This window comes from Bacteroides sp. HPS0048, from assembly GCF_964240755.1.
Taxonomy (GTDB): domain Bacteria; phylum Bacteroidota; class Bacteroidia; order Bacteroidales; family Bacteroidaceae; genus Bacteroides; species Bacteroides nordii.
On the sequence record NZ_CAXSVC010000015.1, the window covers coordinates 1 to 13,362 of the forward strand.

The following is a 13,362-nucleotide window of genomic DNA, read 5'->3' on the forward strand; positions in this document are numbered from 1 at the left end:
TTTCGTTTGGGTATTTACCACTGAGTTTCACAGAGGAATAAGCCGTATTCTTATTTATTCTGTTTATGAAGGATAATTAATAGCGCCTGGAAAAACTCCCAGTGAGGGAAGTACAATATAAAGAGCGATAGGACGTTATATATTAGTAAATCTATATTTATATGCAATTTATTGATATTCGACGAATAAAGGTTGTGCTAGTTCTTTCTGCTATAGTTATAGCCGTGGCTTCTTTGTACATTTCTCATCAGTTGGTTAGAGATCTTTCAATGGAAGAAAGGCTTAGGATGGAGGTTTGGGCGGAAGCCATGCGTGCTTTTAATACAGCTGATGAAAAGACTGACCTTAATCTGGTGTTGAAGGTACTGAATGCTAATAATACGATTCCTGTAATCGTAGTAGGGGAAGCAGGAGATATCCAAACCTATCGTAATATAGACGTTGCTTCCAATGACTCTGTTTCCTTTTTATATAAACGGTTGGAGCATTTGAAGCAATATGGAAGTGTGATCCGTATTAATTTGTCTCCAGGGAGTGATTATATAGATGTTTACTATGAAGATTCTCTGATGCTGACCCGGCTTTCTGTTTATCCTTATGTGCAGTTAGGGGTTGTTCTGATATTTGTATTGGTAGCTATTTTTGCTTTACTTAGTTCTAAAAAGGCTGAACAGAATAAAGTTTGGGTTGGGCTTTCTAAGGAGACGGCTCACCAGTTAGGAACCCCTATTTCTTCTCTTATGGCCTGGACGGAATTATTAAAGAGTGAATACCCTTCGGATGGTCTTATTCCTTGCATGGCTGAAGATGTAGCCCGTTTGCAGATGATTGCTAATCGTTTCTCTAAAATTGGTTCCGCGCCAGAAATGGAGGAAGTTGATTTGCGGATACTATTAAAAGAGGTGACTGAATATATGGCACGTCGTACCTCAGATAAAGTGAAAATTGTTACTCACTTGCCGGAGACGTCAGTAACTCTTCCTTTGAACGCTTCTTTATTTGGTTGGGTAATAGAAAATTTGTGTAAAAATGCGATAGATGCTATGGATGGTGTAGGAAGAATTACCATCTCAGTCACGGACTCTTCCAATCGCTGGTACATTGATGTAGAGGATACGGGAAAAGGAATTATAAAAAGTAAACATCAAACAGTCTTTACGCCGGGCTATACAACTAAAAAAAGAGGATGGGGTCTTGGCTTGTCATTGGCTCGTAGAATCGTTGAAGAGTATCACTCCGGGCGTATTTTTGTGAAACAATCCGAACTAAATAAAGGTACAGTATTTAGAATAGAACTTAAAAAGTGAATATTTACTGATGATTTGTGTGTTATGAGGATTATTATTTGTATCTTTGTCGCCCGAATTCTGTCCATCTAATTGTCCTAAATCGGAAAATAACTGGTGAAGAACAGAATATTTAGGCTTTTTTTGTACCTTTGCAACGATTAAAAAAGTAAAGCTTTGGGAAAGTTTGATAAATACAAAATTGATTTGAAAGGAATGCAGTCAGACTCTGTTAAGTATGAGTTTGTACTGGATAATCTTTATTTCACTCACATTGATGGCCCTGAGGTTCAGAAAGGTAAGGTTAATGTGGAATTAACTGTAAAGAGAACATCTCGTGCTTTTGAACTGAGTTTCCAGACCGATGGTATGGTATGGGTGCCGTGTGACCGTTGTCTGGATGAAATGGAACAGCCTGTTAGTTCTTCTGATAAGTTGATGGTGAAATTTGGTCATGAATATGCAGAAGAAGGTGATAACCTCATTGTGATTCCGGAAGAAGAAGGAGAGATCAATGTGGCATGGTTTATGTATGAATTTATAGCTTTATCTATTCCGATGAAGCATGTACATGCTCCCGGAAAATGTAATAAAGCGGTGACAAGTAAGCTAAGTAAACATTTAAGAACTAATGCCGATGACGACAGCGAAGATTCGTATGAATCTGCCGGAGGAGAAGATGTCGTTGTGGAAGAAGAGACAGAGGAACAAATAGATCCTCGATGGAATGAATTAAAAAAAATATTAGATAATAATTAAAGTTTAAAGAAAAATGGCACATCCTAAGAGAAGACAATCAAAAACAAGAACTGCAAAGAGAAGAACTCACGATAAGGCAGTGGCTCCTACATTAGCTATTTGCCCGAATTGTGGAGAATGGCACGTTTATCACACTGTATGTGGCGCTTGCGGCTATTACAGAGGTAAACTCGCTATCGAAAAAGAAGCAGCTGTATAAATTATAGTACAGTCTGAATAGACTTATACTTAAATAAACAGCCAGGGAGCTTGCTCTCGGGCTGCTTTAAGTATTATAAGTATTGCTAAATTAAATTTGAATTGATGGAAAAAATAAACGCAGTAATTACAGGAGTCGGTGGATATGTACCTGATTATGTCTTGACTAATGACGAGATATCAAAGATGGTAGATACAAACGACGAGTGGATTATGACTCGTATCGGGGTAAGAGAAAGACGAATTCTGAATGAAGAAGGATTAGGTACCTCTTATATGGCTCGTAAGGCCTGCAGACAGTTAATGCAGAAGACCGGTGCTAATCCTGATGACATTGATTTGGTTATTGTTGCTACTACTACAGCTGACTATCACTTTCCTTCCACAGCTTCTATTCTTTGTGATAAACTCGGATTAAAAAATGCATTTGCTTTTGACTTACAAGCTGCTTGTAGTGGTTTCTTGTTTGCAATAGAAACTGCAGCCAATTATATCCGTTCAGGAAGGTATAAGAAGGTGATTCTCGTAGGAGCAGATAAAATGTCATCGATGGTAGATTACACGGAACGTGCTACATGTCCTATCTTTGGAGACGGTGCAGCTGCTTTTATGATGGAACCAACTACTGAAGAGCTTGGTGTTATGGATTCTCTGTTGAGAACAGACGGTAAAGGTTTGCCGTTTCTCCATATGAAAGCGGGTGGTTCTGTTTGTCCCCCTTCTTATTTTACTGTAGACAACCATATGCATTATATCTATCAGGAAGGTAGAACCGTATTTAAATATGCTGTTTCAAATATGTCTGATAGTTGTGCTGCTATTGCTGAGCGGAATGGTCTGAATAAAGATAATATTAATTGGGTAATTCCTCATCAGGCTAATATGCGTATTATTGACGCAGTGGCTCATCGTTTGGAGCTTCCGATTGAAAAGGTTTTAATCAATATAGACAGATATGGTAATACCAGTGCTGGTACTCTGCCTCTTTGTATCTGGGATTATGAAGATAAACTAAAGAAAGGCGATAACTTAATCTTTACCGCATTCGGTGCAGGTTTTACCTGGGGAGCTGTTTACGTGAAGTGGGGTTATGATGGAAAGAAGGAATAGTAACAAATGTTACTAAAATATAACACATAAAACGCATCTTATTTCGATTCGATGCGTTTTTTTGTCTAAATCAATAAATGAAAGGCAATGCATAAAGCAGGTTTTGTAAATATAGTAGGTAATCCGAATGTCGGAAAGTCGACATTGATGAATGTGTTAGTGGGGGAGCGTGTTTCTATTGCTACCTTTAAGGCACAAACGACTCGTCATCGTATTATGGGTATCTATAATACGGATGATATGCAAATTGTTTTTTCCGATACTCCGGGAGTTCTGAAACCAAACTATAAGTTGCAGGAGTCTATGCTGAATTTTTCTACTTCGGCATTGACCGATGCGGATATATTGCTTTATGTGACGGATGTGATAGAGACTCCTGATAAAAATAATGAGTTTGTTGAGAAAGTGCGTCAGATGACAGTTCCGGTGTTGCTACTTATTAATAAAATAGACTTAACAGATCAGGAGAAGCTCGTTGAACTTGTAGAAGACTGGAAAACTTTACTTCCGCAAGCTGAGATTATTCCTATCTCGGCAACGTCAAAATTCAATGTGGATTATGTGATGAAGCGAATAAAGGAATTATTGCCGGATTCTCCGCCTTATTTTGAAAAAGATCAATGGACTGATAAGCCGGCTCGTTTTTTTGTAAACGAGATTATTCGTGAGAAGATTCTTCTGTATTATGACAAGGAGATACCTTATGCGGTAGAGGTTGTTGTGGAAGAGTTTAAGGAAGAGGCGAAGATGATACATATCCGTGCGATAATCTATGTGGAGCGAGATTCTCAAAAAGGGATTATTATCGGAAAGCAGGGAAAAGCTTTAAAGAAAGTGGCTACTGAAGCTCGTCGGGATCTGGAACGTTTCTTTGGGAAGACTGTTTTCCTGGAGACATACGTAAAGGTGGATAAAGACTGGCGTAGTTCGGATAAGGAATTGCGCAACTTTGGTTATCAGTTGGATTAAGAAAATATTCATACGACTGTGATAGTCGCAAAAACAACACGTGAACTATGGGAAATTTAGTTGCAATTGTTGGACGCCCCAATGTGGGAAAGTCAACTTTATTTAATCGCTTGACAAAGACTCGTCAGGCAATCGTAAATGATGAAGCGGGTACAACCCGTGACAGACAATATGGCAAGTCGGAATGGCTGGGTCGTGAATTCTCAGTAGTTGATACCGGCGGTTGGGTTGTCAACTCAGATGATATATTTGAAGAAGAAATTCGTAAACAGGTATTGATGGCAGTTGACGAAGCTGATGTAATACTGTTTGTGGTGGATGTGATGAATGGTATTACTGATCTGGATATGCAAGTAGCAGCGATTTTGCGTCGTGCGAAAAGTCCGGTAATTATGGTGGCCAATAAAACAGACAATCATGACTTGCAGTATAATGCTCCTGAATTTTATCGTTTGGGACTGGGTGATCCTTACTGTATTTCAGCTATGACCGGTAGTGGTACAGGAGACCTGATGGATCTTATTGTTAGTAAATTTAAGAAGGAGTCAGCTGAGATTCTGGATGACGATATTCCTCGTTTTGCTGTAGTAGGCCGTCCGAATGCAGGAAAGTCGTCTATTGTTAACGCTTTTATTGGTGAAGAGCGTAATATTGTTACTGAAATAGCCGGTACGACTCGTGATTCAATCTATACTCGTTATAATAAGTTTGGTTTTGACTTTTATCTTGTCGATACAGCAGGTATTCGTAAGAAAAATAAGGTCAATGAAGATTTGGAATATTACTCGGTTGTACGTTCTATCCGTTCCATAGAAAATGCGGATGTATGTATTCTTATGGTTGATGCAACCCGTGGTATAGAGAGTCAGGATCTGAATATATTTTCTTTAATCCAGAAGAATCAGAAAGGACTTGTCGTTGTTGTGAATAAGTGGGATTTGGTAGAGGATAAAACAGCAAAAGTAATGAAAACGTTTGAAGAAGCTATCCGTACTCGTTTTGCTCCTTTTGTGGATTTTCCTATTATATTTGCTTCTGCATTGACCAAACAGCGTATTTTAAAAGTACTTGAAGAAGCACGTGCAGTTTATGAAAACAGGACTATAAAGATACCTACTGCGCGTCTGAATGAAGAATTGCTTCCATTGATAGAAGCTTATCCACCTCCTGCAATAAAAGGGAAATACATAAAGATTAAGTATATTACTCAATTGCCTAATACGCAGGTGCCCTCTTTTGTGTTTTTTGCTAATCTGCCGCAGTATATTAAAGAACCATATAAGCGATTCCTTGAGAACAAAATGCGTGAGAAGTGGAATCTGACCGGAACTCCTGTAAATATTTATATTCGTCAGAAATAATGTGAAATAAATAATGCAATATCTTCATTTTTCTAATGATAATATTTATATTTGTCAAAAATAGCAACAGACAATAAAATAGTATGGTAGAGAAAGCGGAGATTTTGCTGGTTGATGATCATGCATTAATCTTGGAGGGAATATGTCATATTCTTAAACGGCTTCCTGAAGTTGTGGTAGTAAATGCTGTAACAACTGGTGAGGAAGCTGTTGGATTAATAGCTGAACGTGATTATGATATTTATATTTTGGATGTTGGCCTTCCCGATGTATCTGGATTTGAATTGATAGATATGATTCGTGAGCTCAATGAAGATGCACGTATTATTGTAAATACGATGCATGAAGAAATATGGTATATTAACAGGCTTGTTCGGCAAGGAGTGAATTCTGTAATTTTAAAGGCCTCCGATTCAATTGAAGTAGAAAATGCAGTGAAGAGTGTGTTACGGGGTGAAGCCTATACTTGTCCACGGTTTGAGAGGATACGTAAGAAACTGGGACATACATCTTCACAGATACACCCTAAAGACGTACCTACTAAGCGTGAAATAGAAGTACTCCAGGCAGTGGCTGAGGGACTTTGTACGCATGAGATTGCTGGACGATTGAAGATCACGGAGAATACTGTTGAAACATTCCGTAGAAGGTTGATTCAGAAATTTAATGCAAAGAATGCTATCGATATGGTAGTAAAGGCTATGGCTCAAGGATGGATTAATATTGTGTAAATAGATTTTTTCTTTTGTCACGGTTTTCAGTGATGTTTCTGTATGAATTTTCGACTATCTTTGAAGCGGTAATTGAAATACTCTCTTTTAGAGTTTTATAAAAAAAAGGGACAGTCAATATGTCGTGATGATATATGTCAATTCTATTAACTGGTTTTTACAATTAAGAAGGGCGCATTCTGAAGTGAGTGCGCCCTTTCTTATACTGTGTACTGTGTTTAACCTTCTATGTTTTGTATTTCTACATCTTTCACTTTACGGAGTAAGTCGGAAGCGAAGATAAAATCGTTCAAACGTTTATTGGTCGATGTAAAAATGTCGTCTTTTGTACCTTCCCACTCTTTTGTACCTTCATAAATATAAATAATCTTCTCTCCAATACCCATAACGGAGTTCATGTCATGTGTATTGATGATGGTGGTCATATTATATTCGCGGGTAATGTCATGTATGAGATCGTCAATTACCAATGAGGTTTTGGGGTCAAGACCAGAGTTGGGCTCATCGCAAAACAGATACTGAGGATTTAGTGCAATAGCCCTTGCAATGGCTACACGTTTTTGCATACCTCCACTGATTTCTCCCGGATATTTATCTTTAGCTTCTGTCAGATTTACACGGTCCAGGCAAAACATTGCACGTTTGGTACGGTCCCGTACCGTATCATTGCTAAACATATTCAGCGGGAACATTACATTGTCCAATACAGACATGGAATCGAATAAAGCAGCACTCTGGAATATCATGCCCATTTCACGGCGGAGCATCTTTTTTTCTTTCTTTCCCATGGTCAGAAAGTTACGATGGTCGTATAATAACTCTCCTTTTTCCGGGACAAGCAAACCAACGATGCATTTCATCAATACAGTCTTTCCCGAACCACTCTGACCAATAATCAGATTAGTCTTTCCATTTTCGAAGGTGGCATTGATATCTTTCAATACCGCTTTGTCCTCGAATGACTTATAGAGCCTTTTTACTTCAATCATCCCATTAAAAGTTTAGTTAATATCAAGTCGGCAAATAAGATTAGTACGCTACTGGAAACTACAGAGTCCGTAGATGCTTTTCCTACAGCTATCGAACCACCCTCTACCGTATAGCCGAAGAAAGAAGATACGCTGGCAATGATAAATGCAAAGAATAACGATTTTATAATACCGCACCACACAAACCATTCCACAAACATATATTGCAAACCATACTCTAAATTGGTAGCAGTCATAATGCCTCCAAACCAACAGGTGGCAAAGGCACCGATGATACCGGCAAAAATACTAAACGTTACCAGAATCGGAATGGTTGTCACCATTGCTGCTATTTTGGGAAGTATCAGGTAGTTAGCAGAGTTTACTCCCATTATTTCGAGGGCATCTATTTGCTGTGTTACACGCATTGTCCCCAATTCAGAGGCAATATTAGAACCCACTTTACCGGCCAGTATCAAACACATGATAGAGGAGGAGAATTCCAGTAACATGATTTCGCGGGTCACGTAACCCACTGTCCAACGAGGCATCCAGGGGCTTTCGATATTCAGCTTGATTTGTATGGTGATAACCGCTCCTATGAAAAATGAAATCAGCAGTACGATTCCAATAGAGTTCACCCCTAGTTGTTCTATCTCATTGAGATATTGACGGAAGAACATTCTCATACGTTCAGGCCGCGAGAAAGTGCGTCCCATCAGCACCATATATCTCCCAACCGTTCTTAATGCTTTGATCATAACTTCGTATATTTGTCTGCAAATGTACGTTTTTTCGGCTTATTTTTGCTACATTTGCCGCAAAATAACAAAGATATGGAAGAAAGCAAGATGGTACTTCGTACGGAGGACCTGGTAAAAAAGTACGGTAAGAGAACTGTGGTTAGCCATGTTTCCATTAATGTGAAGCAAGGTGAAATCGTAGGTTTGCTGGGACCGAACGGTGCTGGTAAGACTACCTCATTCTATATGACCGTAGGCCTGATTACTCCTAATGAGGGCCGTATCTTTCTCGATGATCTTGAAATAACAAAATATCCGGTGTATAAGCGTGCGCAAACCGGTATTGGTTATTTGGCACAGGAGGCTTCCGTATTTCGTCAGATGAGTGTGGAAGATAACATTGCTTCTGTGCTTGAAATGACAAACAAACCGAAAGAATATCAGAAAGAAAAGCTGGAGAGCCTGATTGCCGAGTTTCGTCTGCAGAAAGTGCGTAAGAATAAAGGAAATCAACTTTCGGGAGGAGAGCGCCGTCGTACGGAAATAGCCCGTTGTTTGGCTATTGACCCTAAATTTATTATGCTTGATGAACCTTTTGCCGGAGTAGACCCTATTGCAGTAGAAGATATTCAGCAAATTGTCTGGAAACTAAAAGACAAGAATATCGGTATTCTTATTACTGACCATAATGTGCAGGAGACGTTGAGTATAACAGATCGTGCCTATCTTCTGTTTGAAGGAAAGATTCTTTTTCAGGGAACTCCGGAGGAACTTGCAGCGAATAAGATTGTTCGTGAAAAATACCTGAGTAACAGCTTTGTGCTTCGTCGTAAAGACTTCCAGTTAGAGAAAGATTAGTCTTTTTTATCCGGGAGGTACTTCAAATAAACCATATCAATACATTGTTCGCCGTTGTCCTCGAATATAGGTTCGGGATAGTTGTCAACGAAGAAGTTCTTGATAATGTGTGAATTAACAAAGCCGCATTTCCGGTAAAATGCCAATTGGTAGAATTCCCGTTCGGGTATACCGGTGCTTCCCGTACCAACAATGATTTCAGGAGTTCCCTGGAAATAATTGATAATAAAGGAGATCATATGGCTGGCATATCCTTTCCTTAAATGATCGGGATGGGTAACCAGATTTTTTATTTCTGCTGTGATCCCATCCGATACAACTACAACTGCGCATACAACCTCTTTTTTTACCTGCATAGTAAATAAATGCCCCTTGTTGAGATATTTCGTTATCATGTCCACTGAAGGATCTGCTATCAGCAGTAATTCAATGAAAGCTTCTTTGTTCTCAGTGATTTCTTCTATCACGATGTCTTGTGGATATTTCATATAGATAAATCTGTTAAAGAAAGAACCTTCCGACAACACTTAGTATATCGGAAGGCCATTTCATTTTTTCCTTTTGTTAGAATTTGGGTCTTGCCTCTTTAACCACCATTGTACGACCGTGGTATTCTGCGCCATTCAGTTCGGCGATAGCTTTTGAAGCAGCAGCATCGTCTTCCATTTCAATAAAAGCAAAACCTTTTGATCTGCCGGTTTCGCGATCCATAATAACTTTTACTGAAGATACTGTTCCGTAGTCTTCCATGACTTGTTGCAAATCTGCCTCCTTAACGCGGTAGTTAAGGTTTCCAACATAAATGTTCATAGTGAAAGTGATAAAAAATAAATAATGAAATAAAACTCTCGGGAAGATGATTGATAATAAAAAGATTAAAACGACAGAGAGTTTACAAATGCGTTTTTCAAACGAAGTAAAACCTTGTAATAGAAATCGAGAAACTAATATATCATCATTCCGTAACAAAGAAAAACATAAAAAATGAAAATACAATTATTTTTCTTGTGTTTTTGTTGTTAATGTGATGATATACTGTGCTTTTATTCGTCTTGTAGTATAAATTGGTGTATTTTAGAGGCCTTTTTTTCAATAACAAGGATTTATTGAAAATTAGTTCCGGATAGTTTATAAAACCACCTAAAGACCTGTTTTTATACAGATGTCTTTAGGTGGTTTCTCTTTTTTGTTAGATAAAGAGGGAGAGAATATTATTCGATTACAACTTTTGTTGTATAGGATACCTGGTCTTTTGTGATTTTTACAATGTATAATCCGGCAGAAGGTACCTGTATATTATCTATGTTATTTATAATTTCTTTCTGTAAACAGACTTTTCCACTGGCATCAAAGATACGAATATAAGTGTTAGCGGCATTTTCTACAGTCAATGTTTCTTCGTTGGCATAAACAGTGAATGCTGTTTGTACTGCCATCTTTTCAATACCTGTACCTGTTTCCTTATCGAGTACAAAAAGGCATACGGTTTTACTATTGTTTTTGTAGGTTGCCGTCAGGTTGCATTGGGTCGTTTCATCCGGAAGTGTGATTGTAACCTCTTTGCCGTTGATTGCAGCTACTGTGGTATTGTCTGAAGTCCAGACTGTTTCATTGCTTCCGCCTACTTTAAAGTTTTTGCTTATTGTACTGAAATTATTGCCTGTGGCCAGATAAACCGGGGTTGCAGCAAGTTTGGCAGCATCGGTCTCAGTAAAATCTTTCAAGGTAGGATATTGTTCATTGGCAAATCTCCATGTATCGGCACTCATATCTTTAAGCGCTGTCCCGTTAGTAAGGTTAAGAGTTGATACTGCGGTTGCTCCTTCAGCAACTAAACCGTTTGTACACATTTGAGAGTCATAATAACAATTTTCCAGAACATCACTTGCAGCCATTGTACCTGCGATGGCTCCGGCTACACCCCGTGCTGTGACAATAACACTACCTACATTGATACAGTCTTTTAAGATGGCAGGTGCTGCTTTACTACCTCCGGTTCTGCCTATGATGCCTCCGGCTACCGATTTAGTATTTCCTGTAGCAGCGTCTACAAATAAGTGGGCTACTACCCCATAATTGATACAATCGGAAACCGGTTTTGAGGTATACCCCAGGATACCTCCGGCCTGTGTTGGGTTAGTTCCTGTTCCATCAACAAGCACGTAACCGAAGTTATAACACTTATTGATACTCAAAGCTGAGTTATTCCCCATGATACCACCTACGTTTCCGCGGGTTGAATTGATCTTACCTGCATTATAGCAGTTGTATATTTTACCATCATTAGCTCCGTATTCGGAACCTCCTGCAATGCCACCAACACCTGTTATACCAAAAATCGCGGCGTAGTTACTGCAATTATAAACAACTCCTCCAAGCTGGCCAACAATCCCTCCGATTGACATTGAGCCGTTGATATAGGAACCTGCCCCGAGCGTCAGATCTTTTATAGTCCCGTTTATACCTACATAGCTGAATAATCCGGCGGCACTTGTTGTTTCAGTAGAATAATAAAAATTGTCGATTACTTTTTTATTTCCGTCGAATGTTCCCTGGAATGGATTGTCTTTAGCGCCTACAGGTATTGAAGGGGTAGATTTATTTCCCTGCATATCCAAATCGTTGATCAGTTTGAAGTACTTACCTTTATAAGTTTCACCTCCTGCAACCATTGTTGCAAAGTAGCTGAATTGTTTAGCTGTTTTAATTTGATACGGATTACCTTCTGAACCGTCACCTCCTAAATCGGCTGTAATACTCAAAGGATAACTATAATTCATGTCCCCCAAAGAAGCTGTTAGTGTACCAGATACCAACTCGTCTGTCGGACGTTTTAAAAGAGTTACCTGGTTATTCTCTATTTTCAGATATTCGGTATTATCTACTTTCCAGCTTAATGAATTTCCTGTAGGTATGCTGATAGAGTGTGCCAAATAGTCTAATCTATCGAATTCACTGCCATCAGCATTAGAGTAACAAATAACCGGTGAAGCTGTGAGTATCGCATTAGGGATTGTCTCCATTCCTTTCAGGCGTGGATACATACCTTCTTCATAAATCCAGTCTTCTGCTCCAAGTGCTTCTTTCAAGGTTTCCCCGATCATATCTTTTGTTAATGTTCCTTCACCCGGCCCTCCGGCAGAACGATGCATTTGTTTGTCATAAAAGCAAGATTTGATACTGGCAACCAAACTGCTTCCCGGATCAGGGGTAATCATACCTGCCTTATAGTCACTTTGTCCGCCAGCTATGGTGTAGCATGATTCTAACTTGCTGCTTCCTGCATAGCTTCCTACTATTCCTCCTACATATGCATAGTTGTTTCCTTTGCAGGGCATTGTATTATAGCATTTCTGCACTATCGCCGAATAGCAACGTCCTACAACACCACCCACATAAGAAGAAGTGGCACTCTGTATGCTCTCTACTTTTCCGAAGTTGACACTTTTCTCTATAACGGCATTACTGGCAATAAATCCTGCAATACCGCCTACGCCAGCCTCTGTCTCGTAGTCGTACCCCATTTCGCTACCACCGGAAATTGATATACTCCCCATATTGTAACATTGACTGAGAGAGCCTGCATTATTAAAGGCTCCTGTAATTCCTCCCACGTGTTTCACGCCAAATATCTCTCCGGTATTGTAACAGTTCGTGATGTTCCCGCATGTATTCAGGGAATACTCTTTGTCCATGCCTCCGACGATACCTCCGATCCACCAGCCACCGGACGCTTTTCCGGAGAAATTACAATTTTCAATATTCCCGCCTATATTGTTACCTGCAATGCCTCCAACGTATTTACTTCCCTGAATCGTTGAGCTTTTAACGATACAATTACTTATTTTTCCTTTATTGTATCCGCAAATTCCTGCCACATAATAAGCCTCTTCACTTCCTACAGATACAATACGTGCAGAAGCTAATGTCAGATTTTTAATGACAGCACTAAGATCTGTACCTCCGAAAAGTCCTGAACCGTTTTGCCCACTTGGGAAAACAATCAGATTACTAATCGTCTTATTATTTCCGTCAAAACTCCCCTTGAATGGAATTGATTTACTCCCAATTGAAAATTGAGTACCTTCCAGCTCGATATCGTTGGCAAGTTGGAAGTAAGTATCTGCAAACTGGTTGTCTTTGGTGATGGCATCTGCCATATCTTCCAGATCCTGAGCAGTCTTGATCAGATAAGGTTCGGTTTCCGTCCCTTTACCACCGCTGAATCCTGCTGCCTGAGACTTTAACGAAAAAGTCAGACTGCATAGCAGAATCGCAAAAAAGTAATACTTTCCCATAATACAAATTTTTTAATGAATACTATATATAAATTGAAATACACGTTATTGCTTCATCATTATATGATATTATTATTGAAA

General features: G+C 39.1%; 13 protein-coding genes. 8 read left to right on the forward strand and 5 right to left on the reverse strand.

Annotated elements, in window-relative coordinates; genetic code table 11:
- Positions 1–161: 161 nt before the first annotated feature.
- From ACESQI_RS12950 to ACESQI_RS12980, 7 genes are all read left to right on the forward strand, one after another.
- Positions 162–1,307 (forward strand): PAS domain-containing sensor histidine kinase, encoded by a 1,146-nt coding sequence (locus ACESQI_RS12950; protein WP_195659941.1) that lies wholly within the window; start codon positions 162–164, stop codon positions 1,305–1,307.
- Between the two features lie 156 nt (positions 1,308–1,463).
- A complete protein-coding gene (locus ACESQI_RS12955) occupies positions 1,464–2,045 on the forward strand; it encodes a DUF177 domain-containing protein (RefSeq protein WP_002562388.1) in 582 nt (193 codons plus the stop codon).
- Between the two features lie 13 nt (positions 2,046–2,058).
- Positions 2,059–2,244, forward strand: a complete 186-nt coding sequence (rpmF, locus tag ACESQI_RS12960) for a 50S ribosomal protein L32 (RefSeq protein ID WP_002562387.1) — start codon at positions 2,059–2,061, stop codon at positions 2,242–2,244.
- A gap of 104 nt (positions 2,245–2,348) precedes the next feature.
- Positions 2,349–3,353 carry a beta-ketoacyl-ACP synthase III gene (locus ACESQI_RS12965; protein WP_002562386.1) on the forward strand — a complete coding sequence of 335 codons (1,005 nt, stop codon included), beginning with the start codon at positions 2,349–2,351 and terminating at the stop codon, positions 3,351–3,353.
- A gap of 87 nt (positions 3,354–3,440) precedes the next feature.
- Positions 3,441–4,322, forward strand: a complete 882-nt coding sequence (gene era, locus ACESQI_RS12970) for a GTPase Era (RefSeq protein WP_002562385.1) — start codon at positions 3,441–3,443, stop codon at positions 4,320–4,322.
- 47 nt (positions 4,323–4,369) lie between these two features.
- A complete protein-coding gene (der, locus tag ACESQI_RS12975; protein WP_002562384.1) occupies positions 4,370–5,683 on the forward strand; it encodes a ribosome biogenesis GTPase Der in 1,314 nt (437 codons plus the stop codon).
- A gap of 83 nt (positions 5,684–5,766) precedes the next feature.
- A complete protein-coding gene (locus ACESQI_RS12980) occupies positions 5,767–6,414 on the forward strand; it encodes a response regulator transcription factor (RefSeq protein WP_195659942.1) in 648 nt (215 codons plus the stop codon).
- A 218-nt stretch (positions 6,415–6,632) separates the two neighbouring features.
- Here ACESQI_RS12980 and ACESQI_RS12985 read toward each other — a convergent pair whose 3' ends face one another.
- Both ACESQI_RS12985 and ACESQI_RS12990 read right to left on the reverse strand, forming a co-directional pair.
- Entirely contained in the window at positions 6,633–7,403 is a 771-nt protein-coding gene (locus ACESQI_RS12985; protein ID WP_002562381.1) for an ABC transporter ATP-binding protein, read from the reverse strand.
- Positions 7,400–8,143: an ABC transporter permease gene (locus tag ACESQI_RS12990; protein ID WP_002562380.1), complete on the reverse strand. Its 744-nt coding sequence runs from the start codon at positions 8,141–8,143 to the stop codon at positions 7,400–7,402. Before ACESQI_RS12990 ends, ACESQI_RS12985 begins: the two co-directional genes overlap by 4 nt.
- A 75-nt stretch (positions 8,144–8,218) precedes the next feature.
- Here ACESQI_RS12990 and lptB point away from each other — a divergent pair, with 75 nt between their 5' ends.
- Positions 8,219–8,983 carry an LPS export ABC transporter ATP-binding protein gene (lptB, locus tag ACESQI_RS12995; protein WP_002562379.1) on the forward strand — a complete coding sequence of 255 codons (765 nt, stop codon included), beginning with the start codon at positions 8,219–8,221 and terminating at the stop codon, positions 8,981–8,983.
- On the opposite strand, the gene ACESQI_RS13000 is transcribed toward lptB, so the two are convergent.
- The 3 genes from ACESQI_RS13000 to ACESQI_RS13010 form a co-directional block, all read right to left on the reverse strand.
- Positions 8,980–9,471 carry a GNAT family N-acetyltransferase gene (locus ACESQI_RS13000; protein ID WP_320970590.1) on the reverse strand — a complete coding sequence of 164 codons (492 nt, stop codon included), beginning with the start codon at positions 9,469–9,471 and terminating at the stop codon, positions 8,980–8,982. The genes lptB and ACESQI_RS13000 overlap by 4 nt on opposite strands.
- 76 nt (positions 9,472–9,547) lie before the next feature.
- Positions 9,548–9,793 carry an RNA-binding protein gene (locus ACESQI_RS13005; RefSeq protein WP_025868121.1) on the reverse strand — a complete coding sequence of 82 codons (246 nt, stop codon included), beginning with the start codon at positions 9,791–9,793 and terminating at the stop codon, positions 9,548–9,550.
- 401 nt (positions 9,794–10,194) lie between these two features.
- Positions 10,195–13,281: a T9SS type A sorting domain-containing protein gene (locus ACESQI_RS13010; RefSeq protein ID WP_195659944.1), complete on the reverse strand. Its 3,087-nt coding sequence runs from the start codon at positions 13,279–13,281 to the stop codon at positions 10,195–10,197.
- Between the last annotated feature and the right edge of the window lie 81 nt (positions 13,282–13,362).